Source organism: Enterobacter cloacae complex sp. IR5412 (assembly GCF_049237385.1).
GTDB classification, from domain to species: domain Bacteria; phylum Pseudomonadota; class Gammaproteobacteria; order Enterobacterales; family Enterobacteriaceae; genus Enterobacter; species Enterobacter intestinihominis.
In genome coordinates, this window is the sequence record NZ_JBMKHQ010000013.1 from 74,659 (window position 1) to 96,670 (window position 22,012).

Annotated in this window: 21 protein-coding genes; 8 read left to right on the forward strand and 13 right to left on the reverse strand. The window is 53.9% G+C overall.

Translation table 11 applies throughout. The annotated features are described in order from the left end of the window. The 5 genes from wecB to trxA form a co-directional block, all read right to left on the reverse strand. Positions 1-871 (reverse strand): non-hydrolyzing UDP-N-acetylglucosamine 2-epimerase (wecB, locus tag ACOTX2_RS19705; protein WP_421625961.1); only part of this gene is annotated, 871 nt, incomplete at its 3' end. A gap of 56 nt (positions 872-927) precedes the next feature. Continuing rightward, positions 928-1,974: an ECA polysaccharide chain length modulation protein gene (wzzE, locus tag ACOTX2_RS19710; RefSeq protein ID WP_022646646.1), complete on the reverse strand. Its 1,047-nt coding sequence runs from the start codon at positions 1,972-1,974 to the stop codon at positions 928-930. 13 nt (positions 1,975-1,987) lie between these two features. Beyond that, positions 1,988-3,091 (reverse strand): UDP-N-acetylglucosamine--undecaprenyl-phosphate N-acetylglucosaminephosphotransferase, encoded by a 1,104-nt coding sequence (wecA, locus tag ACOTX2_RS19715; protein WP_045621327.1) that lies wholly within the window; start codon positions 3,089-3,091, stop codon positions 1,988-1,990. 240 nt (positions 3,092-3,331) lie between these two features. Then, complete coding sequence (rho, locus tag ACOTX2_RS19720; RefSeq protein WP_001054528.1) at positions 3,332-4,591, reverse strand: transcription termination factor Rho; 1,260 nt, start codon at positions 4,589-4,591, stop codon at positions 3,332-3,334. Between the two features lie 341 nt (positions 4,592-4,932). Further along, positions 4,933-5,262 (reverse strand): thioredoxin TrxA, encoded by a 330-nt coding sequence (trxA, locus tag ACOTX2_RS19725; RefSeq protein WP_006812392.1) that lies wholly within the window; start codon positions 5,260-5,262, stop codon positions 4,933-4,935. 144 nt (positions 5,263-5,406) lie between these two features. On the opposite strand from trxA, the gene rhlB reads away from it, so the two are divergent. Both rhlB and gppA read left to right on the forward strand, forming a co-directional pair. Further along, entirely contained in the window at positions 5,407-6,675 is a 1,269-nt protein-coding gene (rhlB, locus tag ACOTX2_RS19730; RefSeq protein WP_022646644.1) for an ATP-dependent RNA helicase RhlB, read from the forward strand. Between the two features lie 6 nt (positions 6,676-6,681). Beyond that, positions 6,682-8,166: a guanosine-5'-triphosphate,3'-diphosphate diphosphatase gene (gene gppA, locus ACOTX2_RS19735; protein WP_038416966.1), complete on the forward strand. Its 1,485-nt coding sequence runs from the start codon at positions 6,682-6,684 to the stop codon at positions 8,164-8,166. Positions 8,167-8,218: 52 nt separating this feature from the next. Here gppA and rep read toward each other — a convergent pair whose 3' ends face one another. Then, complete coding sequence (rep, locus tag ACOTX2_RS19740) at positions 8,219-10,243, reverse strand: DNA helicase Rep (protein ID WP_022646642.1); 2,025 nt, start codon at positions 10,241-10,243, stop codon at positions 8,219-8,221. Between the two features lie 85 nt (positions 10,244-10,328). Between rep and ppiC the strand changes: the two genes are divergently transcribed. After that, positions 10,329-10,610 (forward strand): peptidylprolyl isomerase PpiC, encoded by a 282-nt coding sequence (gene ppiC / locus ACOTX2_RS19745; RefSeq protein ID WP_006812396.1) that lies wholly within the window; start codon positions 10,329-10,331, stop codon positions 10,608-10,610. A 54-nt stretch (positions 10,611-10,664) separates the two neighbouring features. Here ppiC and cysE read toward each other — a convergent pair whose 3' ends face one another. The 5 genes from cysE to ACOTX2_RS19770 all read right to left on the reverse strand — a co-directional run bounded on the left by cysE (position 10,665) and on the right by ACOTX2_RS19770 (position 13,774). After that, positions 10,665-11,486 (reverse strand): serine O-acetyltransferase, encoded by an 822-nt coding sequence (gene cysE / locus ACOTX2_RS19750; RefSeq protein WP_022646641.1) that lies wholly within the window; start codon positions 11,484-11,486, stop codon positions 10,665-10,667. Between the two features lie 75 nt (positions 11,487-11,561). Then, positions 11,562-12,581, reverse strand: a complete 1,020-nt coding sequence (gene gpsA / locus ACOTX2_RS19755; RefSeq protein WP_006812398.1) for an NAD(P)H-dependent glycerol-3-phosphate dehydrogenase — start codon at positions 12,579-12,581, stop codon at positions 11,562-11,564. After that, positions 12,581-13,048: a protein-export chaperone SecB gene (gene secB, locus ACOTX2_RS19760; protein ID WP_003860835.1), complete on the reverse strand. Its 468-nt coding sequence runs from the start codon at positions 13,046-13,048 to the stop codon at positions 12,581-12,583. The genes gpsA and secB overlap by 1 nt, the downstream gene beginning before the upstream one ends. Before the next feature lie 31 nt (positions 13,049-13,079). Beyond that, entirely contained in the window at positions 13,080-13,331 is a 252-nt protein-coding gene (gene grxC, locus ACOTX2_RS19765; RefSeq protein WP_063148223.1) for a glutaredoxin 3, read from the reverse strand. Positions 13,332-13,342: 11 nt separating this feature from the next. After that, on the reverse strand, positions 13,343-13,774 hold the full coding sequence (locus tag ACOTX2_RS19770; RefSeq protein ID WP_003860840.1) for a rhodanese-like domain-containing protein: 432 nt from the start codon (positions 13,772-13,774) through the stop codon (positions 13,343-13,345). Between the two features lie 248 nt (positions 13,775-14,022). Between ACOTX2_RS19770 and gpmM the strand changes: the two genes are divergently transcribed. Genes gpmM through ACOTX2_RS19785 form a run of 3 tightly spaced genes read left to right on the forward strand, consistent with a single transcriptional unit; the run spans position 14,023 to position 17,796 of the window. Then, complete coding sequence (gene gpmM / locus ACOTX2_RS19775; protein WP_048966556.1) at positions 14,023-15,567, forward strand: 2,3-bisphosphoglycerate-independent phosphoglycerate mutase; 1,545 nt, start codon at positions 14,023-14,025, stop codon at positions 15,565-15,567. Positions 15,568-15,600: 33 nt separating this feature from the next. Beyond that, on the forward strand, positions 15,601-16,860 hold the full coding sequence (gene envC / locus ACOTX2_RS19780; protein ID WP_230259580.1) for a murein hydrolase activator EnvC: 1,260 nt from the start codon (positions 15,601-15,603) through the stop codon (positions 16,858-16,860). A gap of 3 nt (positions 16,861-16,863) precedes the next feature. Then, positions 16,864-17,796, forward strand: coding sequence for a divergent polysaccharide deacetylase family protein (locus tag ACOTX2_RS19785; RefSeq protein WP_063148222.1), 933 nt, complete (start codon positions 16,864-16,866; stop codon positions 17,794-17,796). Between the two features lie 11 nt (positions 17,797-17,807). Here ACOTX2_RS19785 and ACOTX2_RS19790 read toward each other — a convergent pair whose 3' ends face one another. After that, positions 17,808-18,608 carry a glycosyltransferase family 2 protein gene (locus ACOTX2_RS19790; RefSeq protein ID WP_063148221.1) on the reverse strand — a complete coding sequence of 267 codons (801 nt, stop codon included), beginning with the start codon at positions 18,606-18,608 and terminating at the stop codon, positions 17,808-17,810. Positions 18,609-18,814: 206 nt separating this feature from the next. Here ACOTX2_RS19790 and ACOTX2_RS19795 point away from each other — a divergent pair, with 206 nt between their 5' ends. Both ACOTX2_RS19795 and ACOTX2_RS19800 read left to right on the forward strand, forming a co-directional pair. Then, positions 18,815-20,020, forward strand: coding sequence for a glycosyltransferase (locus ACOTX2_RS19795; protein ID WP_022646636.1), 1,206 nt, complete (start codon positions 18,815-18,817; stop codon positions 20,018-20,020). Positions 20,021-20,035: 15 nt separating this feature from the next. Continuing rightward, positions 20,036-20,950, forward strand: a complete 915-nt coding sequence (locus ACOTX2_RS19800; protein ID WP_023305215.1) for a hypothetical protein — start codon at positions 20,036-20,038, stop codon at positions 20,948-20,950. 26 nt (positions 20,951-20,976) lie between these two features. Here ACOTX2_RS19800 and tdh read toward each other — a convergent pair whose 3' ends face one another. Further along, a complete protein-coding gene (tdh, locus tag ACOTX2_RS19805) occupies positions 20,977-22,005 on the reverse strand; it encodes an L-threonine 3-dehydrogenase (protein WP_017383610.1) in 1,029 nt (342 codons plus the stop codon). Positions 22,006-22,012 lie beyond the last annotated feature (7 nt).

The window sequence follows — 22,012 nt, forward strand, 5'->3', positions numbered from 1 at the left end:
CAGAATCGGTCAGGATCAGCCAGGCGTGGTTCATCAGCCAGACAAATGGCAGATAGTCCTGCGGCTCTATCAGGAGCACGTTTTCCACGTGGCCCAGGATACGGTTGACCGGTTCGCTGACGTTAGGGTTAAGGTGCACCGGATAGACAATCTGCACATCCTCATTCTGCGCGGCGATTTCAGCCAGCGCGTGGCAGATTTGCTCAAAGCCACGGCCAAAACTTTCGCGGCGGTGTCCCGTCACCAGAATCGTTTTCTTGCCGTTGTTCAGGAACGGATAGCGCGCAGCGAGTTCTGCCTGAAGCTCGCTGTTAGCCAGCACGCGGTCACGCACCCAAATCAGCGCATCAATGACCGTATTGCCGGTAACGAAGATTTTGCTGTCGCTGATATTTTCGCGCAGCAGGTTCTGACGTGAGTTCTCGGTTGGCGCAAAATGGTACATCGCCAGGTGACCGGTGAGCGTACGGTTGGCCTCTTCCGGCCACGGGGAATAAAGATTGCCGGTACGCAGTCCCGCTTCGACATGGCCAACAGGGATACGCTGATAGAACGCGGCCAGGCTGGTCGCCACGGTGGTGGTGGTGTCGCCGTGCACCAGCACTACATCCGGCTTGAACGACTCCAGAATAGGCTTTAATTCTTGCAGAATACGGCAGGTGATTTCCGTCAGTCCCTGTCCCGGTTTCATTATATTGAGATCGTAATCCGGGACGATAGAAAAGAGGGTTAAGACCTGATCGAGCATCTCACGGTGCTGGGCAGTCACGCACACTTTCGCTTCAATATCAGGATCTCTGGCCAGCGCATGAACCAGAGGCGCCATCTTGATGGCCTCCGGCCTGGTGCCAAATACGGTTAGTACTTTCACATCGATTCTCTTCGATTAGACGATGAAGGCCGCAGCCTTCATCGTAGACGGCGTTCTTAGTTTGTGCGGCGACGTAATAACGCTACGCCAGCGCCAGTCAGTGCGCCCACAATCCCCCACATGATCATCAGGAATGCGCGACGCGGACTATCGCGTTTTACAGGCTCTTCAGGCGTTCTTAAATAACGATAGGTCTGAAAACGCGGGTCCAGCGTTGGACCGACGTTGAGCGTATTGAGCATGGCGCGGTTTTGGTCGTAATCAAGGTCAAAGTCAGGGCCAACGGCCTGGATATTTTCCAGACGTGCCTGAAGCATTGGGCGACCAAGAAGGAACATTTCTGAATCAGGGAGTTCGTCAGCCGGAACATCCGTTTCGCTACGGGAAATATTGTGCTGTTCCGCAATCTTCAGCGCCTGCTCAATATTATGCACGCGACGGGCGAAGATGGCCTTAGCGACCTCTTCCTGACGTTTGACCTGCGCTTTCATCTGGATAGTTCGCGCAGCCCAGGCGCCTTTCAGCTCGTCATTCAGATGACTGGCCGCACGCTGGCTGGCAAAAGCAACGTACTGACGCAACAGGTTATTGGCGTCAGGCGCCGTTTCCGCAATCAGCTTCACGCTGTCGCTAACGTTACGGAGCACATCGCCAGGCATAAACTGAATGTTGTTGATTAAATCATCCAGCAGCGCGGCATCCGCTTTGCTGTTACCGACCATACGCTGCTTGTAGTAGTCTGTCTGGGACCAGAAATCGCGACGTGTATCCCACGACGCCAGCTGCATCACAAACTCTTTGTAGGACTCATCCATCACCGAGGCCTGATCCGGGGTCGCCAGATTGGCCTTGATATCAAGATTACGCAGGAATTGCTGCTGGGAGTAGTAGCCTCCAAGCATATTCACCGTTGGTCGGTCTGTGATCGCCGTGGCGCTCCACTCTTGTTTCGCAAAGAAGGTGTAGGCAAGCGCTAACAGCGCGAACCCCAGGCCAATCCCCACAATCCACAGTTTGCCCTGCCATAACACTCGAAACAAACCACGAATATCCAGCTCGTTCTCAGTGCCCACTGATTTCGCTCCCGCCAACGGTTGAGTCATCATAGTCCCGGTTTTACTTAGTTAAAGTTGTGTTTTTGCCACTGTTCCGACGCATCCTGCGTTTTAAACGTTTAATAAAACGCGCAACTTTCCATGCACGCTTGATGCAGTAACCGTACATGAAAAATGCTAGCAAGAATAATACCAACATTACCCATTCAGGAATGAAATGAGCGTATTCCGCGGCAACGCCAATCGCAGCCAGAATAGCAGCCGCTAGCGTAATCAGCACAAACGCCTGACGAGACGTGAAGCCGGCGCGCATAATCAGATGATGAATATGCTGCCGGTCCGCAGAAAATGGGCTCATTCCTTTACGCAGACGACGATACATAATCGCCACCATATCCATCAGCGGAATGGCAATGATCCAAAGCGCTGTAACCGGGCTGATTGGATGTGTTTTACCCTGAGTGGTTTCCAATAAGATCCAGATAATAGTGAAACCAATCAATGTGCTACCCGCATCGCCCATAAAGACTTTATAGCGACGGCCCAGCGCGCCAAGATTTAAAAGAATATAGGGCAGAATGGCCGCAATCATAGCAAAACACCACATTGCCAGGCTGTATTGACCATCAAACCATAAGATTATGCCAATGGCAGCAAATGAAACACAAGATAGTCCGCCCAATAAACCATCAATCCCATCTACCATATTAAATGCATTGATGGCGACCCATACGGCAAAGAGTGTAAGGAAGTAACCAAATGGCCCAAGTACCATCTCCCAGGAACCAAAAATGTATCCAAGAGTGCTAAGGTGAAGGTTTGCCGCCACCATCATGGCAAGAGCAACTGCAGCCTGCACGAAGGCTCGAATTTTTACACTGATATCGTAGCGATCATCAAGTGCCCCCACAACAACCAGAACAGACGCACAGCACAGGTACAGCCTGGCATGTGGGATATAGTAATCCGCGACAGCAAAAGTGAAAGAAACACCTGCAAAAACGGAGATTCCTCCCACCAAGGGAATCATACCTTGGTGCCGTTTACGGAAGTTAGGTTTGTCCACTAAACCGACATATTTTGCTACCTTACGTGCTAAAAAAAGAAAGCAAGTAGTGAACAAAAAAATACTGGTGAGTTCAGCAAACGTATCGAATAGGTTCACAACGGATGTTCTCAACATATGTTAGTCAAAGAAGTATAACCATGATGGCATCAAGCCAGAAGGCATAAAGCACACCTCTTGCGACCCATTTGTTTATTATTCAAGCTATTAATATTTTTACTGTGCGAATTTTCTTATTGTCGCACCGACCGGGCAAAATTGGGAGTGTGTGGTAATAGCGTATAGCCCATAAATAAAAAACGCCACGTAAAAACGTGGCGTTTACTGGGATTATTTGCGTTACGAGCGTTTCATCATGTCGAAGAAATCGTCGTTCGTTTTAGTCATCGCCAGTTTGTTAATGAGGAATTCCATTGCGTCGATTTCGCCCATTGGATGGATGATTTTGCGCAGGATCCACATTTTCTGCAGCTCTTCCTGAGTGGTAAGCAGCTCTTCTTTACGGGTACCGGAACGGTTGTAGTCGATCGCCGGGAAGACGCGTTTTTCTGCGATTTTACGAGAAAGGTGCAGTTCCATGTTGCCTGTACCTTTAAACTCTTCGTAGATAACTTCGTCCATTTTGGAGCCGGTATCGATCAGCGCCGTCGCGATAATGGTCAGGCTACCGCCCTCTTCCACGTTACGCGCCGCACCGAAGAAACGCTTCGGACGATGCAGGGCGTTGGCATCCACACCACCGGTCAGTACTTTACCGGAAGCCGGCACCACGGTGTTGTAGGCACGCGCCAGACGGGTAATGGAATCGAGCAGGATGATCACGTCTTTCTTGTGCTCAACCAGGCGTTTCGCCTTCTCGATAACCATTTCCGCAACCTGAACGTGGCGGGAAGCAGGCTCGTCGAAGGTTGACGCAACCACTTCCCCTTTCACCAGACGCTGCATCTCGGTCACTTCTTCCGGACGTTCGTCAATCAGCAGCACCATCAGCACACAGTCTGGATGGTTGTAAGCAATGCTCTGCGCGATGTTTTGCAGCAGCATGGTTTTACCGGCTTTCGGTGGTGCCACAATCAGACCACGCTGGCCACGACCAATTGGCGATGCCAGATCCAGCACACGAGCGGTTAAGTCTTCAGTAGACCCGTTACCACGCTCCATACGCAGACGAGAGTTCGCGTGCAGCGGCGTTAAGTTCTCGAACAGGATCTTATTGCGGGAGTTTTCCGGTTTGTCGTAGTTGACTTCATTAACCTTCAACAGCGCAAAGTAGCGTTCACCCTCTTTTGGAGGACGAATCTTACCTGAAATGGTGTCACCAGTGCGGAGGTTGAAACGGCGGATTTGGCTAGGGGATACGTAGATGTCGTCAGGGCCGGCGAGGTAGGAGCTGTCTGCAGAGCGGAGGAAACCAAATCCGTCTTGCAGTATCTCCAGCACACCGTCGCCAAAGATATCTTCGCCACTCTTAGCGTGTTGCTTCAGGATGGCGAAAATGATGTCCTGCTTGCGCATACGAGCCTGGTTTTCCAGTCCCATATTTTCGCCGAGAGTGATCAGCTCAGAAACCGGCGTATTCTTTAATTCGGTAAGATTCATAATGGTGTGGGTTCTTAAACTCGGGGTGATTCTCGAACTTAATGTTGTGAATGGTATGGCAGGGTCATCCATGCCTGTTTAGCGGCCATCACCTCATGTCTGTTCGCTGTCTGGTCACAGGGAAAGAACGCAGAACTGAAACGACAAGACGGATTGAGTGACAAGCCCGGAATCTAGCAACTTCACGCACTGTTTAAGTTAACAACGGGAAGTATCGGGTAAAACAAGATTCAAACAACAAGATATGTTTAAAACGTAGTCATAGCTAACTTAGCACGACTAAAGCCGGGCGTCCAGAGCTCACCATTAATTAGGCGCTCTGGACGCTCAGCGGAGAAACCTTACGCCAGGTTAGCGTCCAGGAACTCTTTCAGTTGACCTTTGGACAGTGCGCCCACTTTGGTCGCCGCCACGTCACCGTTCTTGAACAGCAGCAGGGTCGGGATGCCACGGATACCGTATTTTGGCGCGGTGCCCGGGTTCTGGTCGATGTTCAGCTTGGCAACGGTCAGTTTGCCCTGATATTCGTCAGCGATTTCATCCAGAATCGGAGCGATCATTTTGCAAGGACCACACCATTCAGCCCAGAAATCAACGAGGATCAGCCCGTCAGCTTTAAGTACGTCCGTGTCAAAACTGTCGTCAGTCAGGTGAATAATTTTATCGCTCATATATAACTCCACAGGAATAAGCCTGGTACGTTGGTTTTGTCTCCACCAACGACGTGTTGATGTCGCATTAACCAACTAAAGGTTGACTTTATTTCACCGGATACGCTTTCGTAAAGCAATAGTAAGCTGATATTCTACCACACTATGAGCAAAACACATTTAACAGAACAGAAGTTTTCCGACTTCGCCCTGCACCCAAAGGTGATAGAAGCCCTTGAAACTAAAGGGTTTCATAACTGCACGCCCATTCAGGCTCTCGCCCTGCCGCTGACGCTGGCCGGTCGTGATGTTGCAGGGCAGGCGCAAACCGGTACTGGCAAAACGATGGCGTTTTTAACGTCAACGTTTCATTATTTACTTTCTCACCCAGCGATTGCAGACCGCAAAGTTAACCAGCCGCGCGCGCTAATTATGGCCCCGACGCGAGAACTGGCGGTACAGATCCACGCAGACGCTGAGCCCCTGGCGCAAGCCACTGGCCTGAAACTTGGCCTGGCCTATGGCGGCGACGGCTACGATAAACAGCTGAAAGTGCTGGAAAGCGGCGTAGATATCCTGATTGGAACCACCGGCCGTCTTATCGACTACGCTAAACAGAACCATATCAACCTCGGGGCAATCCAGGTCGTGGTGCTGGATGAAGCAGACCGCATGTACGATCTGGGCTTCATTAAAGACATCCGCTGGCTGTTCCGCCGTATGCCTGCGGCAAACCAGCGTCTGAACATGCTGTTCTCCGCAACCCTGTCATACCGCGTACGTGAACTTGCATTCGAGCAGATGAACAATGCGGAATATGTGGAAGTAGAACCGGAGCAGAAAACCGGGCACCGCATTAAAGAAGAGCTCTTCTATCCTTCTAATGAAGAGAAAATGCGCCTGCTGCAAACCCTGATCGAAGAAGAGTGGCCGGATCGCGCGATCATCTTTGCGAACACTAAACACCGCTGTGAAGATATCTGGGGCCACCTGGCGGCAGATGGTCACCGTGTGGGCCTGCTGACCGGCGACGTGGCGCAGAAAAAACGCCTGCGCATTCTCGACGAATTTACTCGTGGCGACCTTGATATTCTGGTCGCGACCGACGTGGCGGCCCGTGGCCTGCACATTCCAGCCGTGACGCACGTCTTTAACTATGACCTGCCAGATGACTGTGAAGACTATGTACACCGTATCGGTCGTACCGGTCGTGCCGGCGCAAGCGGTCACTCCATCAGCCTTGCATGTGAAGAGTATGCGCTGAACCTTCCGGCCATTGAGACCTATATCGGTCACTCTATTCCACAGAGTAAATACAATCCGGACGCGCTGATGAGCGAACTGCCGCCACCTAAGCGCCTTACCCGTCCACGTACCGGTAATGGCCCGCGTCGTTCCGGCGGTGCGCCGCGTAATCGTCGTCGTTCAGGTTAAAAAATGATGCTCAGTTCCACCTCGCTTTATGCGGCAATTGATCTCGGTTCGAATAGTTTTCATATGCTGGTTGTACGCGAGGTGGCGGGAAGCATACAGACGCTGACGCGCATCAAGCGCAAGGTCCGCCTGGCGGCGGGCCTGAGCAGCGATAATCACCTCTCTCCCGAAGCCATGGAACGTGGCTGGCAGTGTCTGCGCCTCTTTGCAGAGCGTCTGCAGGACATACCGCATGCCCAAATCCGCGTTGTCGCGACCGCGACGCTCCGTCTGGCGGTTAATGCCGTCGATTTTATTGCCAAAGCGCAGGAAATTCTCGGCTGCCCGGTGCAAGTCATCAGCGGTGAAGAAGAAGCGCGTCTGATATATCAGGGCGTGGCGCACACTACCGGGGGCGACGATCGCCGTCTGGTGGTGGATATTGGCGGAGCGAGTACTGAACTGGTGACCGGCACAGGTGCCCAGGCGACCTCGCTGTTCAGTCTGTCGATGGGCTGCGTAACCTGGCTTGAGCGCTACTTTACTGACCGCAATCTCGCGCAAGAAAACTTCGACGAGGCTGAAAATGCCGCGCGTGAAGTGCTGCGTCCGGTCATGGACGAACTGCGCTACCACGGCTGGAAAGTGTGTGTTGGGGCGTCAGGAACTGTACAGGCGTTGCAGGAAATCATGATGGCGCAGGGGATGGATGAGCGGATCACGCTTGCTAAACTCCAGCAGCTTAAACAGCGCGCCATTCAATGTGGTCGTCTGGAAGAGCTGGAAATTGAAGGGCTGACGCTCGAACGTGCGCTGGTCTTCCCCAGCGGGCTAGCCATTCTCATCGCCATTTTTACCGAGCTAAACATCCAGTGCATGACCCTGGCAGGCGGCGCACTGCGCGAAGGTCTGGTCTATGGGATGCTGCATCTTTCGGTGGATCAGGACATTCGAAGCCGTACGCTACGTAACGTCCAGCGCCGCTTTATTGTGGATACCGATCAGGCGCAGCGAGTGGGCCAACTGGCATCGCTCTTTGCGGATCAGGTTAAACCACGTTGGGATATCGAACCGTTAAGCCGCGATTTGCTGCTAAGTGCGTGTGCGTTGCATGAAATTGGGCTTAGCGTTGAGTACAAACAAGCGCCGCTACACGCAGCCTGGCTGGTGCGTAATCTCGATTTGCCGGGCTACACTCCCGCGCAGAAAAAATTGCTCGCGACCCTGCTGCTGAATCAAACCAACGCCGTTGACCTCTCTTCACTTCATCAGCAAAACGCTGTACCGCCGCGCGTGGCCGAACATCTCTGCCGCTTACTTCGTCTGGCGATTCTGTTTGCCAGCCGGCGTCGCGACGATCTCCTCCCGGCCATTACGCTGGTGGCAGACGATGAAAAACTGACGCTGACGCTGCCGGAAAATTGGCTAGAAGATCATCCGCTTGGAGCAGAGTTGATCGAGCAGGAGTGCCAGTGGCAGAGCTATGTGCACTGGGCGCTTGATGTGAAGTGACCCTTTGAAGCGTGCCGGGGGGCGGCTTCGCCTTACCCGGCCTACAAAATTGTTATCCTTTCTCTTTGGCTTTCGCCAGCATGGCGCGTATGTTCGCCACGTTGGCTTGACCCTTGTGCATCCGCTCTTCAGCGGTAATAGCTTTACGCTCCTGCTCCCAGATAAGATCGTCCTGAGGCAACTCCAGCAGGAAACGGCTCGGCTCCGGGCGCACCAGCTCACCATACTGACGGCGCTCTTTGCACAGCGTAAACGTCAGCTCTTTCTGCGCACGGGTGATCCCCACGTAGGCCAGACGGCGCTCTTCGTCGACGTTATCTTCATCAATGCTGCTCTGGTGCGGCAGCAGGCCCTCTTCCATCCCCACCAGATAGACATACGGGAACTCCAGCCCTTTCGAGGCATGCAACGTCATCAGCTGGACCTGATCGGCTTCTTCTTCACTCTCGCCGCGCTCCATCATATCGCGCAGCGTGAAGCGGGTGACCACCTGCGTCAGGGTCATCGGCTCGTCAATCTCAGATCCTTCAAGCATTTCGGTCATCCAGCTGAAGAGCTGATTAACGTTTTTCATGCGCATTTCTGCCGCTTTCGGGCTGGCGGAGGTTTCATACAACCAGGATTCGTAATCAATGCCGTGGATCAGATCGCGTACTGCCGCCACGGGCTCGCGCTCTGCCAGACGCTGCACCTCACCCAGCCAGTGGGTAAAGCGGGTTAAGGCGTCATAGCCGCGCCCGGTCAGGGTCTGGCTCAGCCCCATATCGAAGCTGGCGGTGAACAGACTTTTATTGCGGGTCATCGCCCATTCACCCAGCTTTTGCAGCGTCGCAGAGCCAATCTCGCGCTTCGGCGTATTTACAATGCGCAGGAAAGCGCTGTCGTCATCCGGGTTGGTCAGCACGCGCAGATAGGCCAGCAGATCCTTGATTTCCGGACGCGAAAAGAACGACGTACCGCCGGAGATTTTGTAGGGGATGCGGTTCTGCATCAGCATCTTTTCAAAGACGCGCGACTGGTGGTTTCCGCGATAGAGGATCGCGTAATCCTTGTATTCAGTTTTGTTGACGAAGTGATGGGCAATCAGCTCGCCGGTTACGCGCTCCGCTTCGTGCTCTTCGTTATTGGCGCTAAGGACTTTCAGCTCGGTCCCGTAACCCAGTTCAGAGAACAGGCGCTTCTCAAAGACGTGCGGGTTGTTGGCAATCAGGATGTTCGCCGCCTTCAGGATACGCCCGGAAGAACGGTAGTTCTGCTCCAGTTTAATCACCTGCAACGCCGGGAAGTCTTTGCTCAGCAGCACCAGGTTTTGCGGACGTGCGCCACGCCATGAGTAAATCGACTGATCGTCATCGCCTACAACGGTAAAACGCGCGCGCTGTCCTACCAGCAGCTTCACCAGCTCGTACTGGCTGGTGTTGGTATCCTGGTATTCATCCACCAGCAGGTAACGAATTTTGTTCTGCCAGCGCTCGCGCACCTCTTCATTCCGCTGAAGCAGCAGCGTCGGCAGCAGGATCAGATCGTCGAAATCCAGTACGTTGCAGGCTTTCATATGCGCGTCGTACAGGCCATAGCAGTGGGCAAAGATGCGGTCACGCTCGCCTTTGGCACTTGCCGCAGCCTGGGCCGGCGTCATCAGATCGTTTTTCCAGTTCGAGATCGTCGAGATCAGCTGTTGCAACAGCACTTTGTCATCTTCGATCAGCCCTTCCGTCAGCTCTTTGAGCAGCGCCACCTGGTCGGTGTCATCAAAGAGCGAAAAGTTGGACTTCATTCCCAGCGCCGCGTATTCGCGCTTGATGATATCCAGACCCAGCGTGTGGAAGGTGGAGATCATCAGCCCGCGCGCCTCTTTACGGCCCAGCGTCTGGCCGACGCGCTCTTTCATCTCACGCGCCGCTTTGTTGGTAAAGGTGACCGCCGCGATATGGCGCGCCTGGTATCCACAACCCCGAATTAAGTGGGCGATTTTGTTGGTGATCACGCGTGTTTTACCGGATCCCGCTCCCGCCAGCACCAGGCAGGGTCCGGTGACGAATTCGACAGCTTGTTGTTGTCCGGGGTTTAAACGCATAAATGATCACTCAATGAAAGTCGGGAGAGGAGGAAAAACGCGTGGTAGTATACCGATCGTAAACTCGTTGACTCAAGGCACGATCATGGCAAAAACAGCAGCAGCACTGCATATCCTTGTTAAAGAAGAAAAACTGGCACAGGATCTGCTCGAACAGATTAAAAACGGCGCCGACTTCGGCAAACTGGCGAAGAAACACTCGATTTGCCCGTCAGGCAAACGCGGTGGTGACTTAGGCGAGTTCCGCCAGGGCCAGATGGTTCCGGCGTTTGATAAAGTGGTCTTCTCCTGCCCGGTGCTGGAGCCAACCGGCCCACTGCATACGCAGTTCGGCTATCACATTATCAAAGTGTTATACCGCAACTAATCAAAAGCCCGGTGCATTAACTCACCGGGCTTTTTTATTTGAGTGTTCCAGCGTTCAGATACCGTCGCCGTATTCGAAGGTGTGGTGAATACCGTTAAAGTGCTGATCCATATCCATCGACGGTTTATCGCTGTCTGGCTTACCGACGATGCGCGCCGGGACGCCAGCGGCGGTGGTGTGCGGCGGTACAGGCTGGAGCACAACCGATCCCGCGCCAATCTTTGCGCCGCGTCCGACTTCAATATTGCCAAGGATTTTAGCACCCGCGCCGATCATCACCCCTTCACGAATTTTCGGATGGCGATCGCCGCTGGTTTTACCTGTACCGCCCAGCGTAACGGATTGCAGAATCGACACGTCATCTTCGATCACCGCCGTTTCACCGACAACAATGCCGGTGGCGTGATCGAGCATGATCCCGCGGCCAATTTTCGCCGCCGGGTGAATATCGACCTGGAAGGTCACGGAAACCTGGTTTTGCAGGAAGATGGCCAGCGCGCGGCGTCCCTCATTCCATAACCAGTGGCCGATGCGGTACGCCTGTAAGGCGTGGAAGCCTTTGAGATACAGCAGCGGCGTGGAGTATTTATCCACCGCCGGGTCACGCGTGCGCACGGCCTGAATATCGCAGGCGGCAGAAGCAATCATTTCCGGATCGGCAGCGTAGGCCTCTTCCACCACCTCGCGAATAGCGATAGCAGGCATGATAGGGGAAGCCAGTTTATTGGCGAGCATGTAGCTCAGGGCGCTGCCGAGATTTTCGTGCTTGAGTAGCGTCGCGTGATAAAAACTGGCCAGCATGGGCTCACAGTCGGCCAACGCTCGGGCTTCGGCTTTAATATTATTCCAGACGATATCCAGTTCTTCACACGGCATTGCTTGCTCCAGACGATAGTTAATGACCAGCCAGTTCTGCGCTGGCTGGGTCATTCAGGTGACGATACTTCCCGGCTAATTGCTGCTGCGCTCGTCCTTGCGCGCACGACCTAATAAGGTCAATGCTGCCTCGCGCGCATTTTTTCCGCAATACAATACCTGATAAATTTCCTCGGTTATTGGCATTTCGACACCGAAACGATGCGCCAATTCGCGAACTTCTTTGGTATTGCGATAGCCTTCAACCACCTGACCAATCTTCTCCTGCGCGCTTTTGACATCGCTACCCTGTCCGAGCATCATGCCAAAGCGGCGGTTACGCGACTGGTTGTCGGTGCAGGTCAACACCAGATCGCCCAGCCCAGCCATTCCCATAAAGGTGGCCGGATCGGCGCCCAGCGCTTCGCCCAGGCGTGACATTTCGGTCAGGCCACGGGTGATCAGCGCCGTACGCGCATTCGCGCCGAAGCCGATGCCGTCAGACATCCCGGCCCCGATGGCAATGACGTTCTTCACCGCACCGCCCAGCTGTACGCCGATAAAATCAGGGTTGCTGTACACGCGGAAGCTTTTGCCGCAGTGCAGCAGTTGCTGAAGATCGTCGGAAAATGCCTGGTCGGTGGACGCCAGCGAGATCGCCGTCGGCAAGCCCGCAGCCAGCTCTTTGGCGAATGTCGGCCCGGAGATCACCGCCAGCGGGATCGCTGTTCCCAGCGCTTCGCGGGCAACGTCCTGCAACAGACGTCCGGTTTCCGCTTCCAGCCCTTTCGTCGCCCACACAATACGCGCATCCGCACGCATCAGCGGCTTAATCTGACGCAGGACTTCGCCAAACACATGGCTTGGCACCACAATCAAAATATTGCGGCTGGCCGCCAGCGCGGTCGCGAGGTCGCTTTCCAGATACAGTGAGTCAGGGAACGGAACGTCCGGGAGAAACGCCACGTTGCAGCGGTCGTGTTGCAACGTCGCGATATGTTTTGGATCGTGGCCCCACAGGACCACGTCGTGACCATTTCTTGCCAGTGTGATGGCAAGAGCGGTGCCGTAAGAGCCGGCACCGATCACAGTCATTGACGCATTAACAGTGCTCATCAGGCATCCTGATGTTGTTCGGCACCTTCGCCAGCCTGCTGCTGTAGATAGTTCATAAACAGCGCATCAAAGTTGACTGGCGCAAGGTTCAGTTGCGGGAATGTACCGCGAGAAACCAGGCTGGTGATGCATTCACGCGCATACGGGAACAGAATGTTCGGGCAGTATGCACCCAGGCAATGCGCCATCTGGTTACCTTCGATGCCGCCGATAGAGAAGATACCGCCCTGCTGGACTTCGCACAGGAATGCAGTTTCTTCGCCCAGGGAGGCGGTCACGGTGACACGCAGTACGACTTCATACACGTCATCCGCCAGCTGGGTGGATGCGGTATCCAGATCAAGTTTAACCTCTGGCTGCCAGTCTTTCTGGAAAACGTGCGGCGCATTTGGCGCTTCGAAAGAGACATCCTTGGTGTAGATGCGCTGGATCTGGAAAGTCATCTCGGTGTTGTTTTGTTCTGACATGGAAAAACCCTTTTTAATTGTCCTAAAGTCTCTAGCTCAGCAGCGGATCGAGTCCACCGCGGGCGTCGAGCGCATACAAGTCATCACAGCCGCCAATGTGCTGCGCATCAATAAAAATCTGTGGAACCGTTGTGCGACCACTGCGTTGGATCATCTCTTCGCGTTTAATCGTGTCACCATCAATCGGCAGTTCCTTAAACGTTACGCCTTTGCTGGACAGCAGCGCTTTCGCTCGGTGGCAGAACGGGCACGTTGCTTTGGTGTAGATCTCAATATTGGCCATCACTTAACTCCTTATTTACCGCGCACTAAAGGAAGATTCTCCCCGCTCCAGCCGGAGATGCCTTCTTTCAGCACCGTTACGTTTTCAAAGCCTGCTTTATGCAGTGCGTTGGCAGATTCCTGCGCCTGCATGCCAGTGCCGTCAACAACAATAATCGGCTGGGCTTTATGCTTCTCCAGCTCACCAATGTTGTTCGCTTTAATTTCCGCTGGCAGCAGGTTGATAGCACCTGCAATATGGCCCTTGCGGAAATCGTCGCGCTGACGCAGATCGACAACCACGGCGTCCTCTTTGTTGATCAGACGTGTCGCTTCACCGCGGGTGATCACCTTAATTTTAGACGTCAGTCCCTTAAATGTGGTGAACAGTACAGCGACCAGCAGGCCAATCCACGCGATGCTCAGAACCGGGTGGCGGCTAACGAATTGCATAATTTCTTGCATGGGGGGTAACAACTCCCGACTAAGTGATTAAAAAAACCAGGACAGGAGTATACCTGTGCGCTGTGGCAAATACAGCCAGCGACATAAAGCTAATCTATTTTCTGCGGCATGCCACGTAAAAAAAGCCTCAAAATGGCCTGAGAACAGCCTTGCCCCCGCGCTTTCTTTGATCTTCTGCGGCTATTTTATCGATTCAGCTGTAGTAAAATTACGCAAATTTTTTGTCTCTTGAGCATGAGGTTGTCGCAATGTCGGTTTCTAAAAAACCTATGGTACTGGTGATTCTGGATGGCTATGGCTACCGTGAAGATCAACAGGATAACGCCATTTTCAACGCCAAAACCCCGGTTATGGATGCGCTATGGGCAAAACGTCCCCACACCCTGATTGATGCGTCTGGTCTGGAAGTCGGCCTGCCGGATCGTCAGATGGGCAACTCTGAAGTGGGTCACGTTAACTTGGGGGCAGGCCGTATCGTTTATCAGGACCTGACGCGCCTGGACGTTGAAATCAAAGAACGTACATTCTTTGCCAACCCAACGCTCACCGGAGCAGTTGATAAAGCCGTTGCCGCAGGCAAGGCCGTTCATATTATGGGCCTGCTCTCTGCGGGCGGCGTTCACAGCCACGAAGATCACATCATGGCGATGGTAGAGCTGGCCGCTGAGCGCGGTGCGGAAAAAATCTATCTGCACGCCTTCCTGGATGGTCGCGATACGCCGCCACGCAGCGCAAAAGGTTCTCTGAAAGCCTTTGAAGATAAATTTGCCGCACTGGGCAAAGGCCGCGTGGCATCCATCGTTGGCCGTTACTATGCCATGGACCGCGACAACCGCTGGGACCGCGTTGAGCAAGCCTATGATCTGCTGACCCTGGCAAAAGGCGAGTTCCAGTTCCCGACCGCCGTTGAAGGCCTGGAAGCGGCTTACGCGCGTGATGAAAACGACGAATTTGTGAAGGCAACCGTGATCCGCGCTGAAGGCCAGGCCGATGCCGCTATGGAAGATGGCGATGCGCTGATCTTCATGAACTTCCGTGCTGACCGCGCGCGCGAAATCACCCGCGCCTTCGTCAACAGCGATTTCGACGGTTTCGCCCGTAAGAAAGTGGCGAAGATCGATTTCATCCAGTTGACCGAGTATGCAGCGGATATCAAAGCCCCATGCGCGTATCCACCCGCTTCCCTGGAAAATACCTTCGGCGAGTGGATGGCGAAAAACGATAAAACGCAGCTGCGCATCTCCGAAACTGAGAAGTATGCGCACGTGACCTTCTTCTTTAACGGCGGCGTAGAAGAGCCGTTTAAAGGCGAAGACCGCATCCTGATTAACTCGCCGAAAGTCGCCACATACGATCTCCAGCCAGAAATGAGCTCTGCGGAGCTGACCGAAAAACTGGTGACCGCGATCGAAAGCGGTAAATACGACACCATCATCTGTAACTATCCGAATGGCGACATGGTGGGCCACACCGGCGTGATGGAAGCTGCCGTTAAAGCGGTTGAAGCGCTGGACCACTGCGTTGAGCAGGTCGCGAAAGCGGTTGAATCCGTGGGCGGCCAGCTGCTGATCACCGCTGACCACGGTAACGCAGAACAGATGCGTGACCCGGCAACCGGTCAGGCGCATACTGCCCATACCAACCTGCCTGTTCCACTGATTTATGTAGGTGATAAGTCAGTGAAAGCAGTGGAAGGCGGCAAGCTTTCCGACATCGCGCCAACCATGTTGTCGCTGATGGGTATGGAAATCCCTGAAGAGATGACTGGCAAGCCGCTGTTCATCGTGGAATAATCGCTCCCCATGAGGGGAAAGGCGATTTTTTCAATCACATGGGTCGTGAAGCCGTTTCGGTTATCAGTCAGACCTTTGCTTTGCGCCAGCGCACTCAGCGCTGGCGTATTGCTGTGCGCCGCATCTGCCCACGCGGATGACCGCGACCAGCTCAAATCCATTCAGGCCGATATCGCCGCCAAAGAGCGTGTGGTACGCCAGCAGCAGCAGCAGCGCTCTGCCCTGCTTGCCCAGCTTAAAAAGCAGGAAGAGGCTATTTCCGCCGCCGCGCGTAAGCTGCGTGAAACACAAAACACCCTTGCCCAGCTTAATAAGCAAATCGATGAAATGAACGCATCGATTGCGAAACTGGAGCGTCAGCGCGATGCCCAGGAGCGGAACCTTGCTGCACAGCTTGATGCCGCTTTCCGCCAGGGTGAGCACACAGGCCTTCAGTTGATCCTCAGCGGTGAAGAGAGCCAGCGCGGTCAGCGTTTACAGGCCTATTTCGGCTATCTCAACCAGGCTCGTCAGGAGACCATTGCGCAGCTGAAACAGACGCGCGAAGAAGTCACCACGCAAAAAGCCGAGCTGGAAGAGAAGCAGAGCCAGCAGCAAACGCTGCTCTACGATCAGCAGGCGCAGCAGGAGAAGCTTGAGCAGGCGCGCAATGAGCGTAAGAAGACGCTCGCCGGGCTGGAGTCCTCTATCCAGGCAGGACAAAGCCAACTGAGCGAAATGCGCGCCAACGAATCCAGACTGCGTAACAGCATTGCCCGGGCAGAAGCCGCGGCCAAAGCGCGCGCCGAAAAAGAAGCGCGCGAAGCGCAGGCGGTGCGTAATAAGCAGCAGGAAGCCTCCCGGAAAGGCACCACCTACAAACCGACTGAAAATGAACGTTCCCTGATGTCGCGTACCGGCGGCCTCGGCTCCCCGCGTGGTCAGGCTTACTGGCCCGTTCGCGGTACGATCCTGCATCGCTATGGCGAACAGTTGCAGGGTGAGCTACGTTGGAAGGGGATCGTTATCGGTGCGTCTGAAGGTAGCGAAGTGAAAGCCATCGCCGATGGCCGCGTGATCCTGGCCGACTGGCTACAGGGTTACGGGCTCGTGGTGGTGGTCGAGCACGGTAAAGGCGACATGAGTCTTTACGGCTACAACCAGAGCGCGCTGGTCAGCGTTGGCACTCAGGTGCGCGCGGGTCAACCCATTGCCCTTGTGGGCAGCAGTGGCGGTCAGGGCCGCCCGTCACTCTATTTCGAAATTCGTCGTCAGGGTCAGGCGGTCAATCCACAGCCGTGGTTGGGAAGATAAGTTTTGCTTCAATTTCGTCGAATTGTTTTTTCCGTCGTCAGCGCACTGGCGCTGGCTGCACCGGTTTATGCAGGCAAACTCGCGATTGTGATTGATGACTTCGGTTATCGACCACACTATGAAAATCAGGTGCTGGCGATGCCGTCAGCCATCTCTGTCGCCGTCCTGCCTAATGCGCCTCACGCGCATGAAATGGCGACCAAAGCGCACAATGGCGGCCATCAGGTCCTCATCCATCTGCCGATGGCCCCTCTCAGCAAGCAGCCGCTGGAAAAAGATACCCTGCGTCCGGACATGAGCAGCGACGAGATCGATCGCATCATCCGCGATGCGTACAATAAAGTGCCGTATGCCGTGGGTCTGAATAACCATATGGGCAGCGCGATGACCTCCAGCCTGTACGGCATGCTGAAAGTGATGCAGGCCCTGGAGCGTTACAATCTCTATTTCCTCGACAGCATGACCATCGGCAATAGCCAGGCGATGCGTGCCGCTCAGGGGACGGGTGTAAAAGTCATCAAGCGCAAAGTCTTCCTGGACGACTCCCAGAACGAAGCGGATATCCGCGTGCAGTTCAACCGCGCGGTACAGCTGGCGCGCCGTAACGGTTCGGCGATTGCCATTGGGCATCCGCATCCGTCTACCGTTCGCGTTTTGCAGCAAATGTTGCCGGGCTTACCCGCCGATATCACCCTGGTGCGTCCGAGCGATCTGCTCAATGAACCTCAGGTGGATACTTCCCGTCCGGGTAGCGCGCAACCACCCACAACGCAGCCGCGTAATCCATTCCGCGACGTGAAGAACTGCTCGCTGAAACAGCCGCCTGAACCGGTCTATGCAACCCGCTTCTTCACGGTGATTGGCGAAAGCATCAGCAGCAGTACGCTGGTTAAATACGTCCAGCAACAGTGGCAGGGTTGGGGAAAAAAAGCCTGATCGGCTAACGCCTATTCTGCCAGATAAGAGTCCGACTGCTCTTTTGCAACGGACTCTTTCTTTTCTCGATCCTGATACCAGGCCTTGAAATACTTCAAAAAACTGTACGCCGTGGCATAAAACCCTGTCACCACACCCACTTTGCCCTGACGCCACGCACCGCTAAACAGATACCATTTGAAAAATGCGCCGATAGCGCTGATCGCGCCGCGACCAAGAGAGGGACGTATCGTCTGATATTGAACCAGGCGAGTGGTATATCCGTTTAATTTATTGAAAAGTTCATGCAGTGAATAAAACGTATCATGTCTGACATAGCCAGGAATACGTTCAGAACGGAGAAAACCTTCAACCTGATCGTCTACTGGCCGGTTATTAAATCGCGACTGCGTACGGTTAAAAAGACGCACCGGGTAATCCGGAGATGAGACTGGATAAATCGTTCGGACATTTTCTCCCAGAACAAACCAGTGACGACATATCCGCCACGCCATATCCGGTTCGGGTTCATCGCCCATTTTTAATTTTAAAATAGCACCAACGGTTTCTTGATCGAGTATTTCGTCACTGTCCATGCACAGCACCCAGTCGTTGTGCGCATGGGATACGACATGATTCATCTGCTCGCCGTGCCAGCTATATTTTTTGAATATGGGCGACAATCCATAACTCTGGCAAATATATATCGTTGCGTCTGTACTGCCGGAATCAACTACAACGAATTCATCCGCTATTTTTAAAAGAGGAGGAATAACATCGTGCAACGTTCTTTCGGAGTTAAACGTTAATAAGCAAACCGTTATTTTAAACATATTCTCACTCTCTCAAAAACAACATAAAATTTTTGCGCTAATACTATCGAATTGAGAAGAGGCGATTAAAGTCTTAAATCGCACTTTTAAAATAAGCGCGTTTAAAACCTTTCCTTATAAAAAGACAAAGAAATACAAAAAATCTATTTTATTTCAGTAAATTCTTTATAATGCGGTCAGATGAATGGTAGCATACGGATTCAGACATGCCGCAAAAACGTAAAATCCTCCTCCTGGACACAGGCAAAGAATGGGGGGGAGGTACCAACAGTATGCTTGAGCTTCTGAAGCGAATCAACCGCGACAAATTCGACATTACCTGTTGTTTTTACAGTGATTATAGTCGTGCTGAAGGTCAAACGATAGGCCAGGTGCTCAACAGCATTGGGATCCCATTACTCGTTATCCCTCAACGAAAGCAACCGGCATGGGCAAAACTCCTGAAAGAAGCGGGACGTGGTCTGCTGTTTTTCTCGCGTTCGGCGCGCAAAGCATTTACGCGGCATATTGATACCCTGTGGCGTATCCGGCCCAACGTCAGCAAGATCGAGACCATTTTCAGGGAAGGTGGATTCGATACGCTGTATATGAACAACCAGCCAGGCTCTAATGAAGAAGGGTATCTGGCGGGCGCAAACCTGCGTGCACGGATAATCCAGCACTGCCGGATTGAACCAGTGCTGACCCCGCCGCTGGTGAAGCTGGTGAATGCCCATGCCACAAAAATCATTGCCGTCTCGCACGGCGTTGAACGCGTGCTACTTCAGCATGGCGTCCGGCCAGAGCTGTGTACCACGGTCAACAATGCCATCGACATCCATCAGCCTTTGCCGGACCGATGCGCGATGCGCCAGCGACTGAATATTGAAGACGATACGTTTGTATTCGGCAGCATTGGCTCGTTAATCCCTCGTAAGGCCAACCACCACACGCTGGAGGCGCTGGCACAGTTCAGCCAGAGACACCCGCAGGCAAAATGGAAAATGGTGCTGGTCGGTGAAGGGGCTGAACGCGGCGCGCTGGCTGCACAAGCTGATGCATCAGGTATTGCTGAGCACGTCATTTTTACCGGTTTCCAGAACACGCCTTTTGACTATCTCGCCACTTTTGACGCGTTCATTCTGGCCTCGCAGAGCGAAGGCTTGCCCCGCGTCGTGCTGGAAGCAATGCTGCTCAACATCCCCGTGATTGGTTCAAAAGTGACCGGCACGGCAGAATTGATCGACCATGAGTCGACCGGGCTGCTGTTCCCCTGGAGCGACGTGTCGCAACTTGCTCAACATCTGGATAATATCTGGCAGGATCCTGCTCTGCGCGCCCGGCTCGCCGCAGCCGCGCACCAGAATGTCTGCAACATGTATGCCATTGAAAGCTATGTTAACGGTGTCGAGGCCGTTCTTGGCGCGCAATAACCAAACGAGAAGAACATGTTTAAATTCCTGAATGCTCGCTACCGCCACATTACCGGGCGTCATAACATTCCTTACGCTTCCCTTCCGGTCACGCGCGATCTCGTTGCGGTTGATTCCATTGTGATCCCGTGTACGGGCGCGGATTTCGTCGAAGAGGCGTTATTGTCAGCGACCTTTGCAGAGCGTTATGCCTCTGACGTCAGCGAGATTGTTATCGTCAGCGATCAGCCTGAATCCGCTTTCGGCGAACTGCCGCCAAAAACCCGCGTTGTTACCCTCACGCTTCCAAAACGTGAAGAAGGTTACCGCTATAAGCAGATCTACCTCAGTCGTCTGGTGAAGCTTAACGCTCCGTTGCAGGCGCGCGGTGAAGGTGTGCTGATGATCGACTCCGATCTCAACCTGCTTAAAATGCCAGAGATCAACATGGCGGATATGCACATCTACTCCAGCTTCCGTCAGGGCAAAATGATTGCCAAGCTGGACGGCGCGCCAGCGGAGAAAGTGCCGGCGTATTACAAAGAAACGGTGCGCCCGTATCTGGTCGATCATGTTAACGGCGCGTTTCTTGCCGCCACCAAAAAGACCTGGCGCCGTATCTGCCCGCTGTGGCTGACGCTGTTCCAGGATACCTGGGAGCTGATGGACGATACGCAGCCGCCGACCGATCAGCTGCCGCTCGCTGCGCTGCTGGACATGCTGGATGTCAAAACGGTTAACCTGGGCGACTGGATGAACTGGCCGGTCTCCAAGAAGATCGGCGGACAGGAAGCCGTTGTGCCGAAAGAGGTGATTGGCGCGCACGGCGGTTTCCCGCTTTCCGAATGGCAGAAGTATCTGGAATCACCGGATAATAAGCTGCTGTTCAAAGGTCAGGATTACACCCGCAAGGTGCGTTACCTGACGGACGAAGAGAAAAAGAATCAGTAAAAAAGGGGCCTCAGGCCCCTTTTTGATTACTTATCCCAGCTCAGGATCACTTTCCCTGACTGGCCGGAACGCATTGCGTCGAAGCCCTGCTGGAACTCATCGATGGAGAAACGGTGAGTGATAATCGGGGACAGATCCAGACCGGACTGGATCAGCGCAGCCATCTTGTACCAGGTTTCGAACATCTCGCGGCCATAAATGCCCTTAATGAACAGCCCTTTGAAGATGACTTTGTTCCAGTCGATGGACATATCTGACGGCGGAATACCCAGCATCGCGATACGGCCTCCGTGGTTCATGGTGTCGAGCATGGTGCGGAACGCCGGTGGCGCGCCGGACATCTCCAGACCCACGTCAAAACCTTCGGTCATGCCCAGCTCTTCCATCACGTCTGTCAGGCTCTCTTTCGAGACATCCACCGCGCGGGTGACGCCCATTTTGCGCGCCAGCGACAGGCGGTATTCGTTCACGTCGGTGATCACCACGTTGCGCGCACCCACATGCTTCGCCACGGCTGCCGCCATAATGCCGATTGGGCCCGCGCCGGAGACCAGCACGTCTTCACCCACCAGGTCAAAGGAGAGCGCCGTGTGTACCGCGTTGCCGAACGGGTCGAAGATGGAGGCCAGGTCGTCAGAGATATTGTCCGGGATTTTGAACGCGTTAAACGCCGGGATCACCAGGTATTCCGCGAAGCAGCCCGGACGGTTCACGCCCACGCCGACGGTATTGCGGCACAGGTGCGTACGCCCACCGCGACAGTTGCGGCAGTGACCGCAGGTAATGTGGCCTTCACCGGAGACGCGGTCGCCAATGTTGAAGCCTTTCACTTCCTGGCCAATGCCGACCACTTCGCCGACATATTCGTGGCCGACAACCATTGGCACGGGAATGGTTTTTTGCGACCACTGGTCCCAGTTGTAGATGTGAACGTCAGTACCGCAGATGGCGGTTTTACGAATTTTGATCAGCAGATCGTTATGACCGACTTCCGGCTCCGGCACGTCGGTCATCCAAATCCCTTCTTCCGCTTTCAGTTTGGATAACGCTTTCATCACACGT